At 68.3% G+C, this 13,429-nt stretch carries 14 protein-coding genes and 1 tRNA gene; 6 read left to right on the top strand and 9 right to left on the bottom strand.

The annotated features are described in order from the left end of the window. Nucleotides 1-60: 60 nt before the first annotated feature. Both FKQ52_RS16645 and FKQ52_RS09555 read right to left on the bottom strand, forming a co-directional pair. Nucleotides 61-1,101, bottom strand: coding sequence for an RcnB family protein (locus tag FKQ52_RS16645; protein ID WP_240811609.1), 1,041 nt, complete (start codon nt 1,099-1,101; stop codon nt 61-63). Nucleotides 1,102-1,282: 181 nt separating this feature from the next. Further along, nucleotides 1,283-1,894, bottom strand: coding sequence for an RcnB family protein (locus tag FKQ52_RS09555; RefSeq protein WP_141626972.1), 612 nt, complete (start codon nt 1,892-1,894; stop codon nt 1,283-1,285). 153 nt (nt 1,895-2,047) lie between these two features. Between FKQ52_RS09555 and FKQ52_RS09550 the strand changes: the two genes are divergently transcribed. Together FKQ52_RS09550 and FKQ52_RS09545 are read left to right on the top strand one after the other, a co-directional pair. After that, on the top strand, nt 2,048-2,770 hold the full coding sequence (locus tag FKQ52_RS09550; RefSeq protein WP_141626971.1) for a glutathione S-transferase family protein: 723 nt from the start codon (nt 2,048-2,050) through the stop codon (nt 2,768-2,770). 213 nt (nt 2,771-2,983) lie between these two features. After that, nucleotides 2,984-3,289, top strand: a complete 306-nt coding sequence (locus FKQ52_RS09545) for a sel1 repeat family protein (RefSeq protein ID WP_141626970.1) — start codon at nt 2,984-2,986, stop codon at nt 3,287-3,289. A 69-nt stretch (nt 3,290-3,358) separates the two neighbouring features. On the opposite strand, the gene FKQ52_RS09540 is transcribed toward FKQ52_RS09545, so the two are convergent. After that, on the bottom strand, nt 3,359-3,736 hold the full coding sequence (locus FKQ52_RS09540; protein ID WP_141626969.1) for a four helix bundle protein: 378 nt from the start codon (nt 3,734-3,736) through the stop codon (nt 3,359-3,361). A gap of 97 nt (nt 3,737-3,833) precedes the next feature. Then, nucleotides 3,834-4,586, bottom strand: coding sequence for a polysaccharide biosynthesis/export family protein (locus FKQ52_RS09535; protein WP_141626968.1), 753 nt, complete (start codon nt 4,584-4,586; stop codon nt 3,834-3,836). Between the two features lie 123 nt (nt 4,587-4,709). On the opposite strand from FKQ52_RS09535, the gene FKQ52_RS09530 reads away from it, so the two are divergent. The 3 genes from FKQ52_RS09530 (at nt 4,710) to FKQ52_RS09520 (ending at nt 7,262) form a co-directional block, all read left to right on the top strand. Further along, the gene (locus FKQ52_RS09530) at nt 4,710-6,155 is read left to right on the top strand and encodes a chain-length determining protein (RefSeq protein ID WP_141626967.1); all 1,446 of its coding nucleotides are present in this window, start codon (nt 4,710-4,712) and stop codon (nt 6,153-6,155) included. Between the two features lie 54 nt (nt 6,156-6,209). Continuing rightward, nucleotides 6,210-6,911, top strand: a complete 702-nt coding sequence (locus tag FKQ52_RS09525) for a CpsD/CapB family tyrosine-protein kinase (protein WP_141626966.1) — start codon at nt 6,210-6,212, stop codon at nt 6,909-6,911. Nucleotides 6,912-6,989: 78 nt separating this feature from the next. Then, nucleotides 6,990-7,262 (top strand): hypothetical protein, encoded by a 273-nt coding sequence (locus FKQ52_RS09520; protein ID WP_141626965.1) that lies wholly within the window; start codon nt 6,990-6,992, stop codon nt 7,260-7,262. A 7-nt stretch (nt 7,263-7,269) separates the two neighbouring features. Here FKQ52_RS09520 and FKQ52_RS09515 read toward each other — a convergent pair whose 3' ends face one another. The 4 genes from FKQ52_RS09515 to FKQ52_RS09500 are packed head-to-tail and all read right to left on the bottom strand — an operon-like array spanning nt 7,270 to nt 12,171. Next, on the bottom strand, nt 7,270-8,214 hold the full coding sequence (locus FKQ52_RS09515; protein WP_141626964.1) for a glycosyltransferase family 2 protein: 945 nt from the start codon (nt 8,212-8,214) through the stop codon (nt 7,270-7,272). Continuing rightward, nucleotides 8,214-9,155 carry a glycosyltransferase family 2 protein gene (locus FKQ52_RS09510; RefSeq protein ID WP_141626963.1) on the bottom strand — a complete coding sequence of 314 codons (942 nt, stop codon included), beginning with the start codon at nt 9,153-9,155 and terminating at the stop codon, nt 8,214-8,216. The genes FKQ52_RS09515 and FKQ52_RS09510 overlap by 1 nt, the downstream gene beginning before the upstream one ends. Beyond that, nucleotides 9,152-10,600 (bottom strand): lipopolysaccharide biosynthesis protein, encoded by a 1,449-nt coding sequence (locus FKQ52_RS09505; protein WP_141626962.1) that lies wholly within the window; start codon nt 10,598-10,600, stop codon nt 9,152-9,154. Before FKQ52_RS09505 ends, FKQ52_RS09510 begins: the two co-directional genes overlap by 4 nt. 8 nt (nt 10,601-10,608) lie before the next feature. Continuing rightward, nucleotides 10,609-12,171, bottom strand: coding sequence for an exopolysaccharide biosynthesis polyprenyl glycosylphosphotransferase (locus FKQ52_RS09500; RefSeq protein ID WP_141626961.1), 1,563 nt, complete (start codon nt 12,169-12,171; stop codon nt 10,609-10,611). Nucleotides 12,172-12,290: 119 nt separating this feature from the next. Here FKQ52_RS09500 and FKQ52_RS09495 point away from each other — a divergent pair. Beyond that, nucleotides 12,291-12,382 (top strand) — tRNA-Ser (locus FKQ52_RS09495). An 84-nt stretch (nt 12,383-12,466) separates the two neighbouring features. On the opposite strand, the gene FKQ52_RS09490 is transcribed toward FKQ52_RS09495, so the two are convergent. Then, entirely contained in the window at nt 12,467-13,366 is a 900-nt protein-coding gene (locus FKQ52_RS09490; RefSeq protein ID WP_141626960.1) for a LysR family transcriptional regulator, read from the bottom strand. Nucleotides 13,367-13,429 lie beyond the last annotated feature (63 nt).

Raw genomic sequence — 13,429 nt, 5'->3', positions numbered from 1 at the left:
CACCGTCCACGCGCGAACGCCGGCGGCCCTGGAGCCGCCGGCGCCGCTATGCCCGGACGCTTACCAGCGCCAGGCGTCGTAGATGACGTCGATGATGTACCCGTCGTACTCGTCAATCAGGTAGATGTGGTTGTCGACCAGCACCCAGCGCGTGCCTTCGGGCGGATAGCCCAGGCCGTAGGTGCGCCAGTCGTTCAACTGATAGCGCCAGAAGATTGAAGGCAGGTAGTCGCCGACATACCAGCGCTGGTTCCAGTACGAGCGGGGCACGCTGTAGTAGCCGTGGCCCGGCGCGAAATAGAAGCCGATCCGGACGCCGCGATAGTCGCGCCAGCGACGGTCGCTCCGCCACCAGTCCCGCCCGTGGTTGCGGTTCCAGTCACGGCGCCACTGGTCGCCGTTGAATCGGCGGCGGAAGTCGTCACGGGTGCGATCCCGGTCACGACCCCGATCCCAGCCGCCATTCGGGCGGTCACGATCCCGGTCACGATCCCGGTCACGGCCACCGCCGTTGTTGGGACGATCCCGATCCCGGTCGCGGTCCCATCCGCCATTCTGGCCGCCGTTGGGACGATCCCGATCCCATCCGCCGTTGGGGCGGTCAGGACGGTTCGGTTGGCCGGGCCGGTCACGGTCCGGCCGGTCGGGGCGATCCGGGCGGTTCGGCGTATCAGGACGTCCCGGCTGTTGCGGGCGGTCTGGACGGCCGGGACGATCCGGTTGTTGGGGGCGATCCGGACGCGGTTGTTGCGGCCGGTCGGGGCGGTCCGGCCGATCCGGACGGGGCTGTTGCGGACGATCAGGCCGATCCGGACGGTCAGGCCGCGGTTGTTGCGGCCGGTCAGGTTGCTGCGGCCGATCCGGACGCGGTTGCCGGGGGCGGTCGGGACGTTCCGGGCGGTCTTCGCGCGGTTGCGGAGCCGGGCGTTCGCGGCGCGGCTCGGGCGCGGAGTCGGTCTGGGGGGCGGTCCGTTGGTGGTCGCCGGATTGGCGATCACCACCACGACGGAACGGGGTGTCCTGGGCCGCGGCGGCGACCGGGGCGACCAAAGGCGCCATCAGGGCCGAGATGGTCACGGCGACCATAAGTGAGCGTTTCATTCTCGTTCGTTTCTCCGCACGCCCCTGTCAGGCGGCTTGATCCCACGGTCGCGCCCTCATGCTGAACGGTGACTGAACGAACGACGTCGTCACATTAAGCTTCGGTCAATGGAAAGCGCCCACGAAAAACGCCCCGCGGACGAATCCACGGGGCGTGGTTCAGGCGATGTGCGTTCCGGGTCTAGAAGACGTCGTACAGCACGCTGGCGATCAGGCCGGAGGCGATGGCGATCAGCACGATGTCATTGCCGGCATGGACGTAGCGATAGCCGCGCGGGGCCGGACGCAGGTTGTACACATACGGGTCACGCACATAGTAGCCGCGATAGGCCGACGGCAGGTAGCCGCCGCGCTGCCAGCGATAGCCGTAGTAGCGCGGCTCGACGCGGTAGTAGCCGTAGTTGGGCGCGTACCAATAGCCGTTGCGGGCGCCACGATAGTCGCGGAAATCGCTGCGGCCACGCCACCAGTCGCGGCTGCCGCGCTCCCAACGCCGGTCACTGCGGTAGTCGCGACGATCATCCCGGCGCTCGGCGCGATAATCGCGCCGGTCGTCCCGGCGGTCCTGACGATAATCCTGCCGGTTGTCGTAATCGCCCTGACGCCAGTCGCGGCGATCATCGCGTCGTTCGCGGCGATAGTCCTGACGGTCGTCCCGACGATCCTGGCGATAGTCGCGACGATCGTCACGGCGTTCCTGGCGGTCGCCGCGGTTCTGGGCCTGGGCGGCGAGCGGAGCGGCGGTGGTCGCCAGCGCCAGCCCGACAATCGCGGCCTTGGTGAAACGGTTCATCTTCGGTCTCCATGCGGGACCCGCAGTGAGCCGGTCCGTTGAAGGGAAGGTCGTTCTTCCTGCATGAACTGCTTCTGAACATTCCTGTCAGGTTCAACGTTGCGCGCGCGAGGCCGGGCGCCCACCTCGACCGTAACCGACACAGGAGCCGTCATGACCGTCCGCCCGATCGAACTCTGGTACTGGCCCACGCCGAATGGCTGGAAGGTGTCCATCGCGCTGGAGGAGATGGGGCTGCCCTATGAATTGAAGCCGGTGAACATCGGCGCGGGCGAACAGTTCGAGCCGGCTTTCCAGCGGATCAGTCCGAACGGACGGATGCCGGCCATTGTCGATCCTGACGGGCCGGATGGCCTGCCGCTGTCGATCTTCGAGTCCGGAGCGATCCTGCAATACCTCGGCGCGAAGTCGGGCAAATTCTATCCGCATGATCTGCGCGGCAAGGCCGAGGTGGACCAATGGCTGTTCTGGCAGGTGGGCGGCCTTGGGCCGATGGCGGGGCAGACCCATCACTTCCGACAGTATGCGCCGGCCCTGATCCGCGACCAACGCCAGATCGCCTACGGTGTTCGCCGTTATACCGACGAGACACACCGTCTGTATGGCGTGCTGGACCGACGGCTGGCGGACCGGGACTATCTGGCCGGAGAATACTCCATCGCTGACATGGCCGCCTGGCCCTGGATCCTGCCGGAACTGCAGGGGCAGAACATCGACGAGTTTCCGAACCTGAAGGCCTGGCTGGCTCGGGTGGGCGAACGACCGGCGGTGCAGCGGGGCAGGGCGCTGGGCGATGAGCTGCGCAAGAACCTCGCGGCGTCCGGCAAGGATGCGGAGGCGGCCCGCAAGCTCCTGTTCGGCCAGCGCGCGCGGTAACCCTGTGTAAGGGTTCCGGTGACGACTCGTTAGGGCCTCTGAATCAGGGATTATCGAGAGATTTCAGAGGTCTTTACGCGGCGCAGAAAGTAGGTCCGATTTCGCTTAAAAGCCCTTCGGACCCCCTTGCTGTTAACTCTGTGTTCAAACCGCGGGTATTTCACTCGGGTCACAGGACGGGGCCAGAACGGCCTCAGAACCGGAGACACGGTGATGATCGCGCAAGAAACGGCGCCAGAAATGATGGTCGAGGATGCGGCGCTGCCGCTGCCGACCGCGGACATGAGCGGGGACGACCTGTTCCGTCTGGGCATGATGTACTCCACGGGCCAGAACGGTTGCCCGATGGACCGCGTGTCGGCCCACATGATCTTCAACCTCGCCGCCATGAAGGGCAGCATCGAAGCGCGCGTCTATCGCCGCGAGATGAGCCAGGAGATGGAGCGGGAGGAAATCTCGGAAGCCCAGAAGGCGGCCCGCCGGTATATCGACGCTGGCGTGGTGCGGCTGGCGGCTTGATCTGTGCTCGCTACGACTGATCACCGGGATCACCAGTGGTTAGTGCATAGTGATTAGTGGATGGCTGGATCAGCCGTCGGCGCGCTTCTTCAGTGATGTAGAGAGCGCGACCAGCATACGGTTGATGTCCGATGACGCCAATAAAAGCGCTCGGGCGTCGGCTCTGGAGAGGTAGGACAGCCTCTCCGCCAGCAGCAGTTGGGTTTCGGCCTCGGCCAGAGAGCCCTTGGCGATGCCCAGAAACTGAATGAATTCTCCAGTGCTCCGTCTGGCTGAACCTTCAGCGATATTCGAGGCAATCGAGACGGCGGCGCGCCGGACCTGACTGATCAGCCCGAAGCGTTCGTCGCGAGGCCAATGAGCCGTCGCTTCGTAGATCGCCTCAGCCCAGTCGAGCGACTGCCGCCAGACAGACAGATCACGATAGCTGGCGATGCCTTGAGCCATGAGTGCGAACCGTTGCGGCTGCGATCCACTCGCCACTAACCACTAATCACTTCGGCGCACAACTTTTGAGGGTTCTGGCGACGCCGTCCGTCGAGCCCTAGAAGCTCTGATACTGCCCGCCCAGCGCATACGTGAACCCGACCGGGAGAGCGTTGCGGAACTGGGTGACGAAATTGGCGACTTCACCCAGGGTTGAGCGCGGGACGAAGAGGATGTCGCCGCGACGCAGGGCGATGACCTCTCCGCGACGGGGGCGCAGATCGGCGGCGCGCATCATGCGCACCCCGCCCCGACCGCGACGGATCAGGGCGACCTCGCCCTGTTTGGCCGTCGGCAGGAAGTCGCCCGCCTGGATAATGGCCTGATAGGCGTCCAGATCGCCGTTCATCTCGATCATGCCCGGGGTGCGGACCTCGCCGCCGACCCAGACGCGGATCGGTCCGGCGGTCTTCAGAGTCACCTCGACCATCGGACGACGCAGCTGGCTGGCGTAGGCTGTGGAGGCGTCGGCCTCCAGTTCGGCGATAGTGCGGTCCGCCGCCATGAGCTGGCCGACCAGAGGCAGGGAGACCCGCCCGTCCGGTCCGATCCGCTGGGTGCGGGTCAGCTCGGTGGCGGTCGGGGTGGCGATCTCGATCTCGTCGCCGGGGTACAGGACATATTCCGGTTCGTCGTCCGACCAGTCGGCGAAGCCGATCTCCGGGAACGAGCGGCGGCCGACTGACTGCACCCGGTTCGGAGCGCGGGACTGGCCGGGCAGGGGAGCCGCGCCGGAGGCTCCGCCGCAAGCCGCGAGCGCGCCGGCGCCGCCGATAAGGCCGAGCAGCAACAGGCGACGGTCGATGGACATGGCGGAATCGCTCCCGAAAGCGGCGTTGACGGCAAGGTGAGGGCTTATGGGTAACCCATGGTTAACGCGGGTGGGCGAAGGCTGAGGCTCAACAGTCCCGTTTGATGGAATCACTCCGTTCGCATGCGCACGACGGCCTATACGACAGTCCGGCCGCGCTACGGCTTCGCTGACATTGTCGGCCTGCTGTTCCGCGAGCTGTTGCTGATGATCGTCATCTTCCTGGCCGTGTTCGCCATCGGCGCGGCGGCGGTTCTGACCCTCAAGAAGACCTACACCGCGACCTCCAGCGTCTACGCGGGCGCAGGGCAGGAGTATGTGTATCAGCCTCGCGTGGGCGTGACCGACCGGACGGCCCAGCCGCTGGAAGCGTCCGCGGTGGCGCAGGCTGAAGCGCAGATCCTCGGTAGTCTGGAAGTGAAGCGCCGCGCTGTGCAGGCTCTGGGCGCCGACGTCATTCTGGGGCCGGACGCCAAGGGGACGACGACGGAGAAGGAACTGGCCGCGCTGAAGGCGCTAGACGCCGGGCTGGGCGTCGGCACGACTCCGGCCAGCGCCATCATCTCCGTGTCCTATGAGGCCGGCGATCCCGAGCGCGCCGCCCGCATCCTGAACGCCGTGGTCGACCAGTACCTGATCCAGCGCCGCAACGTCTTCCGCGACCGCGCCAGCCCGGCCTTCACCGCCCAGCGCGAGGCGTTCGAGAACGAGCTGGCGACCGCCGATAACGCCTATGAGGCCTTCCTGCGGTCGAATGACATCGGCGATTTCGCGACCTCCAAGGCGACGCTTGCGGCGACCTACCAGACCACCTTCGCCGAGACTCTGTCGGTCCGGGCGCAGCTGAATCAGGCGACGCAACGCCTGCGGACCCTGGAGACCCAATTGGCGCGGCAGCCGTCCGAGGTGGTGTTGCAGCAGGACCTGAACATTTCGGCGCAGGACCAGATCCTGACCCTGCGGACAGAGCGCGAGAACCTGCTGGCCCGCTATACCGAGGACGCCCAGCCGGTGCGCGACATCGACCAGCGCATCGCCCAGCTTCAGGCCTATGTGGCGACGGGAACGACCGTCGGCGCCAAGGAGGTCCGCACAGGCCCCAGCACCATCTTCACCGAGATCGAGACGACCCGGATCAACGCCGCCGCCGACCGGGATGCCCTGGCGGCCCGTCTGGCGGTGCTGGAGGGTCAGCTCAACACCCTGCGTCAGCGTCAGGCCCATCTGACCCAGCTGGAATCGACCAATTCGACGCTGGCGGGCAACCGCGAGGTGCTGACGGCCAAGGTTCGCGAGTTTCAGCAGCGGGAGACCGAGGCCCGAGCCGACAGCGCCCTGGTGGCCGCCGGCGCCGACAATGTCACCGTCATCGCCCGCGCGGAGGCCCCGACCCGGGGCAAGAGCCTGAAGCTCCCGCTGCTGGCGGCGGTCTTCCTGTTCGCCGGTTTCACCGCCCTGTGCGTCGGCCTGCTGCGCGTGTTCACCCAGCGTGGCTTCGTGACGCCGGCGTCGACCGGCCGCACGCTGGAGATGCCGGTTCTCGCCGTTGCCCCGATGAAGGGACGATGAGCCTGACCCGCCCCGTGTTAGCGTTCGGGTTCAGGACAGGCGCGTAACGATTCGATGGTCGATCTGACGTCCGAAATGGCGGCCCTTTGGGCGGCGCTGGGACCAGCGCCGGGCCATCGTGGTCGCGTGATCCAGATCGCCGCCGCCAACAGCGGCGAGGGCGTGTCCACCGTCGCGCGCGAGTACGCCCGGCTCGCCGCCGTCCGCGCACGCCGCCCCGTCTGGCTGGTGGACGCCGATCTGGCGCAGCAGGGGCAGGTCGAGGCCATGGCCTCCGAGCCGGATCGCTTCGGTCGCCCGGGCAAGGCGGCCATGGCGACGCCGGACGGCTCGATCTTTTTCGCCGTCACCCCGCGCATCACCGACCGCGAGGGCAAGCCGGTGCATCCGGCCCGGCTGGTCACGGCGCGGCCCTTCCTCGGCGGACGGTTGTGGGGCACGCGTTTCGCGGGCGAGCATCTGCGCTCGGGCCAGCGGGCCGAGGTCCTGGCGGACGCGCGCTATTGGGACGCCCTGCGTCGTCATGCCGATACGGTGGTGATCGACGCCCCGGCCGGGGATCGCAGCGACACGGCCATCACCCTGGCCCCCTTCGTGGACGCGACCGTGCTGGTCGTGGCGGCAGGCAGCACCTCGGCGAACGAGCCGCTGATCCTGCGCGACGAGATCGAGGCCGTCGGCGGGAAAATCGCAGGCGTTGTGGTCAACCGCTCGACCTACAGGGCGCCCGCCTTCCTGCGCCGCTTGACGGGTTGACGCAGCCGGAAAGCAGCGACCTTGACGGGTTCCGGGTTTGAGCCTCTTCTGACACTGTCATTTCAAGGGAGGCCCGCCGTGCGTCGTACTCTTTTCGCCGTGACTGCTTCCGCCGGACTGCTGGCTCTCGGGGCTTGCGGCACCTTGGGTGAGCGCTCGACCGTCGCCCAACTTCAGGAGCGCTGCGATCGCCGCGGCGGCGACCTTGTCGAGGGTGGTTCGGCGGCTGAAGGCGGGTATCGCTGTGTGGGCGTGACCGTCAACATGGCCGACCGCGACGCATCTCGTGGGCGCAGCCAGGCGCGCGGCCAGCTGAGCCAGGCTGTCGACCGTGGCCTGCGCGGCTATTGACGGTGGATCACGCCCCGCCTGACCGGTTCAGGCGAGCGACCTCGGCGGCGCCGTAGAAGCGGGGCTCGAAGCCCCGCATCCAGAACAGCTTGCCGATCCCGCGCGCGGTGCGATCATACATCCGCGCGCGCTTCGGACTGTTGATCAGGGTCAGGACGGCGGAGACGGCTCCCCAGACCACGGCCTGTCCGGCGCCGATGACCATCCAGCGGACGACGCCCGACCAGTCGCGGGCGGCGGCGGCGGTCTGACTGGGGCCCTGACCGTAGGCGAAGGCGCGGGTGAGGGCGTAGTTCAGGGTGGCGCGATGGGCGGGGGCGAACTCCTCGACCCATGCATCCGCGGCCCAGCCGAAGCGCCCGCCGCGCGCCGCCAGCGCCGAGAACAGAATGTCGTCCTCGCCTCCGGTGTGATCCGCCGAGGCGCTGAACGGCGCCGGACCGGGCAGGGCGGTCGCGCGCACCAGAAGGGAGTTCCCGCATCCCCACGGATGATCGACCAGCCCCGTTTCGGCCGGCCCCTCGCGACCGAAGAAGCGTTCAAGATACGGCTTCAGCCAGTCCTGCGCCCCGGGTGCGCGTCCGGTGATGGGGCCGAAGACGGCGTCGGCGCCCGTCTGCACCTGCGCCGCGAGCAGGGCCGCCAGCCAGCCGGGTGAAGCGGCCTCGTCATCATCCAGAAAGGCGATCAGCGAGGCATCCGTCGCGACCAGCCCGGCGTTTCGGGCGCGCGCCACGCCGGGTGTGGGCTCGGAGACATAGACCAGCGGCCAGGGGCTTTGCGCCCGAAGTTCGTCAACCGTTGATCCCGCTGAGGCCGCGGGGTCGTTGTCGACCACGATCACCGCCGAAACCCGGTTGGAGACGTTCTCCTGCGCGAAGACCGAACGAAGAGCCCGGGTCAGGCTCTCGGGCCGTCTGAGGGTCGGGATAATAACGGCGACGTCGCCCATCAGATCGCGTCCGCATACAGGGCCGCGCGATACAGGCGCAGGGAGAAGGCGCGGGCCGCGACCGGCAGCAGGCTGTTCCCCGCCGCGCCTTTCAGAGTGCGCTGGACCAGGGGCAGGCCCGGCAGTCGCTTCAGCAGCTTCGCCGCCTTGTAGCTGGGGTAGGCGGCGACGATCTCCGGATGGCGTTCGGCCATGCGGGCGAAATTCGGGGCCGATTGCTCATATTTGCGAGCCAGGGCGTCGACGGTGTCGAGCCCCATGTGGGTGGCGGCGTTGTCCAGATGCACGACGCGGAAGCGGCGTGAGACCCGCATGGCCCATTCAACATCCTCCCAGCCCCAGCCGGTGAAGGCGGGATCGAAGGCCTCGGCCTCGAATACATCGCGGCGGAGCAGCAGGTTGGAGGTGTAGACGTATTTCTCGGGCTGTTTGGCGCGCTCGGCACTGGGCACGCACTCGGATTTGGCGGCCATGGCGCGATGGACGCTGAATTTCGCATCCGTCGGCGCCTGGAGCAGGGAGAAGCCGCCGAAGGCGACAGCGGGGGCGTCCCGGGCCACCAGATCGGTCCAGTCGCGCAGGAAGCGGCCGTGGTCGGGGCGCATGTCACTGTCGAGGAACAGCAGACTGTCGCCGCGCGCCGCCGAGGCCAGCCGGTTACGACCGACGGATCGGCCCTCATTGGCGGGCAGGGTGATCAGGCGGATCGGCAGGGCCATGGCCTTCACCTGCGCCACCAGACGGGCGGTCAGATCGGCGTCGGCGGTGCCGTCGTCAAGCACGATAAGCTCGACCGCGCCGTCAACGGAGAAGGCTTCCTGATCCAGCGCCCGCAGCAGGTCCGAGGGATCGTCGCGCAGGAACGGGATCAGGACCGAAATGGAGGGCGTCGCCGCCTTCCACGCGGTGTTGTCGGTCACTTTGGCTCTGGCGGTGGTCATGCGGCGGCCTTCCGCACTCGACGGCGCTTCAGCAGGCGCAGGGCCACGTCGCGGACGCCGGCGGCGTTGATGGTCAGGGCGACGGCGGCATAGACGATCACGCCCACGCCCGCGGCCAGGATGAGCTCCACGATCCCGCCCAGCGGCGGCACCAGCGAGACCATAGCGGCCATGATAGCTGTGGCGACGCCGCAGCGGATCAGGCTTTCCCACGGCACAGGCAGCGGCAGGACCCGGCGACCCAGCGCCATGGTGGCCAGCAGGCCCAGACCGAAGCTGGCCGCGGTCGCCCAGGCGGCGCCCATGACGCCGAACCGGGGCACGAGGATCAGGTTCAGGATGACGTTGGCGCCAGCCGGAATGGCCATGGCCGCCAGCAGGTTCTTCGTCTTGCGACCGAGGGTGAAGGCCTGACCGAAATAGTAGGCCGTCAGGCCGTAGAGGAGGGCTGAAAGGGCGATCCACGGGGTGATCGAGGCGGCCGCGACCCGCAGGTTCTCGCCGATCAGCACCTCGGCCAGCGGGCGGGCGACCAGCGCCACCCCGGCGGCGGCGGGCAGGCCGACCAGCAGGAAGGTGGACAGTTGTTCGCGCGCGGCGATGTTCAGCCGCTCCTTGCCCCCGCGCTCCAGCGCCATGACCAGCGCGGGCTGGCCGGCGGACCCCAGCCACAGGAACAGCACGTCCAGCGTCCGGTTCGCGATCGAGTATCCCGCGTGATAGGCGCCGACCGCGGCCTCATCCATGAAGGCGGCCAGCAGGAAGCGGTCGGTGGACGACAGCACGACCGTCAGGGCCAGCGACATGGCGATGGGGTAGCCGTACAGGGCGTAGCTGCGCATCCGCCCGGGCTCGAACCGGCCGTCCCGCGCCTGTTTCAGTTCGCCCGGCAGGACGAAGGGCAGGGCCAGAAGCGGCGCGAGGCCGAGCCCCAGCAGGGGCGCCGCGCCGCCCGCGCCCGCGAGGGCGAAGCCGACGCCGATCAGCAGGCCGCCGATGGACACCGCCATGTCAAAACCCGCCGCCTTTCGCACCTCGCCCGCCGCGCGGAACCGCTCCTGCCCCAGCTTCATCAGGCAGCGGGCCGGTGCGCCGGCCAGACCCACGGCGAGTGCGATCTTGAACAGCAGGTCCGTCGGCCACAGCCACAGGCCGATCCCGATGACGATCAGGAAGACGACGCTGAGCGCGAAGGCGGTGCGGTAGAGGCTGGCGAAATGGCCGTTCAGCGAGGCGCCGCTCTGGGCGGCCCAGAAACGGGCCATGGAGGCTTCGAGCCAGCTGAACACCGCGACATGGGCCAGCGTCATGACCGAGAAGGCCAGCGCATAGCGCCCGAAGTCCTCGGGGCTGAGCAGGCGGGTGAACAGGACGATGGTCAGGAAGCCGACCACGCCCTGAACGATATTGGCGGGCAGGTAGCCCCAGACGCCTTTCCAGAACATCTGGCCGATCACCGGACCGCGGCGCGGTCGCCCAGAAGGACGGGCACGGTCACGGCCATGATCCACAGATCCATCCACAGGCTCTGGCGCTCCACATAGTCGATGTCGAGCTGGACCCGGCGACGCACGTCCTGCGCGGTGTGCAGGGGACCGCGCGAGCCGTTGACGGCGGCCCAGCCGGTCATGCCGGGCTTGATGCGGTGGCGGTGGGCGTATTCGGCGACCAGGCGCGCGCTCTCGACGTGGCCGGTCTTCATGCCGATGGCGTGGGGACGCGGGCCGACCAGCGACATCTCGCCGGTGATGACGTTCAGCAGTTGAGGCAGTTCGTCCAGGCTGGTCTTGCGGATGAATTTGCCGATGCGCGTGATGCGGTCGTCGTCATGGGTGACCTGACGGCTGGCGGTCGCGTCGGCCGTCTCCTGACGCATCGACCGGAACTTCCACACGATGATCTCTTCCTGATTGAAGCCGTGGCGGCGCTGGCGGAAGAAGATCGGGCCCGGGCTGTCCAGACGGATGGCCAGCGCGATCAGTCCCATGACAGGGGCGAGGGCGATCAGGGCGATCAGGGCGATGATCAGATCCTGCAGGCGCTTGTTGAAGGCGCGGCGATCCGGGTCGGTCGCCCCCTGGATGTCCGCCAGCGGCGCGGCGGCCAGGCGGTCCAGCGCCGAGGCGGTCTCGCGGTCGCCGTCCGGCTCGACCAGCAGGGTGACCTCGTTCGGCAAGGCCCCGAGCCGTGAGGTCAGTTCGCGCACGCGGGCTTCCGCGCGCGGATCAATCGCCAGCACCACGCGGTCGACGTAGGGCGTCATCTTGTGGGTCAACAGGTCGTCCGCCGTGCCCAGCACCGGCACGCCTTCGATGGCGTTCGGACTGCGGGCCAGACGGTCGTCGAAGATGCCCAGCACGTTCAGGTCGCGACGCTTCAACGCCTCGCGGATAAGGGCCTCGGCGTGACGGGTGGCGCCGACCAGCACGATATTGGGCGTCAGGGCGCCCGAGGCCCGCCAACGGGCGACCATGGCGCACCAGGTCAGGTGCAGGGCCATCAGGGCGGCGAAGGTCAGGCCGGCCCAGACCAGCCAGGCGCTCCACTGGGCGGCCTCGCCGGGGCGAAGCAGAACGCCGGTGACGATGGCCACGACCGCGCCGACCGCGCAGACGCCGGCCACGGAGGCCATGTGGGTCGCCGTGTCCTGTCCGCGTGAGAATCGGTAGCGGCCCAGCGACCTCAGCAGCGACAGGGTGGTCAGGGCGCCGAGAACGAAGGGGGCCACGCGCGAAACCTCGACGTGGATCAGCGCGTCAGAGGCCGCGGCCCAGGCGCACAGGAGGGTGAGACCGGTCACCGTCAGCACATCGAAAGCCCGGAAATAGTGGGCGGCGAGACGCGAGGCGTGACGCTGGCGCGCGTTCAGCCAGACTTCCGGACGGAAGGGACCGCGCCGGGCCGCGCCGCCGGACTTGGCGCTGACCGGCTTGGCGACACGCTTCGCCGCGTCCCGAACAGCGGCGTTGCGCGGCGGGGCGTCGTGGCTGGAAAGGCGGCTCGCGGCGTCGGTCATCAGGCCCGGATGAAGAGTTCGGGAGCATCTTGCACAACCGGACTGACCGTCCAGTTAACGCCGTGACGCCGATCACCCGTTGCGCCGCCCGAAATGCTCGGCTAAGCACGCCGCCTGCCGGAGACGTGGCCGAGTGGCTGAAGGCAACGGTTTGCTAAATCGTCGTACCCTGTAAGGGGTACCGAGGGTTCGAATCCCTCCGTCTCCGCCAGAACCTTCCCACATCGATTTCGACATACTCCCGTCCGGCGTGGCCTACGCCCCGGCGGCTCTCGTCGTCCGTCCTCCAGCGGGATCAGCGGCGTGCGGGGCGGATCGATCCGGCTTCTCTCCCGGCTTCACGCCCCAGCCATTGCCGGAAGGTCGCCATGGCCGCACTGTCCGGGCGGGAGTTCAGCCGGGTCAGCCAGTAGGCGCCGAGAGTGACCTCCGCCTCAAACGGGCGGACCAGGCGCTCCGCCGCCAGATCGCGTGTGAACATGGCGGCGGGGGCGAGGGCGACGCCGAAGCCCGAGGCCGCCGTCGCGGTCGTCAGCACAGAGTTGTCGAAGACCGGACCGCGCAGGGGCGGGCAGGGCGCGCCCGCTTCCTCGAACCATCGGATCCACTCATCGGCGCGGTAGGAGCGCAAGAGTGTCTCGCCGATCAGGGAGGCGGGACTGGTCAGGCGCGCGGCGACGGCCGGCGCGCAAAGCGGTGTCAGGGGCGCGCTCAGGATCGGTTCGGCATGGGTCCCGTGCCAGGCGCCGTCGCCGTAGCGAATGGCCAGATCAAGCCCTTCGCCGGCCAGATCGACGCGGTTGTTGTTGGTCATGACCCGCAGGTCGATGTGCGGATGTTCGCGGTTGAAGGCCTCCAGTCGGGGGAGCAGCCAGCCCCCCGCGAAGGCGCCGACAACGCCGACGGTCAACACCTCCTGCAGCCGTCCTCCCGCATAGCGGTCCAGCGTGGCGCCGACCCGGTCGAAGGCGTCCGCCAGCACGGGAACCAGAGCCTGCCCCTCGTCCGTCAGGGCCAGACCGCGGGGCAGGCGACGGAACAGGGTGACGCCCAGGCGGCGTTCCAGCTGCGCCACCTGATGGCTGACCGCGCCTTGGCTGACACAGAGTTCGATGGCGGCGCGGGTGAAGTTCAGATGCCGTGCAGCGGCTTCGAAGGCGCGCAGGGCATTGAGGGGGAGTTGGGCGCGATCCATGATCAAGGCATGAGATCAGTTCATGGCTTTGTCCAGATATGATGGTTTGTGCGGGCGCCTGTC

Source organism: Brevundimonas sp. M20, from assembly GCF_006547065.1.
Taxonomy (GTDB): domain Bacteria; phylum Pseudomonadota; class Alphaproteobacteria; order Caulobacterales; family Caulobacteraceae; genus Brevundimonas.
Note: the sequence above shows the minus strand (reverse complement) of the source record. Positions and strands in the feature narration are given on the sequence as shown.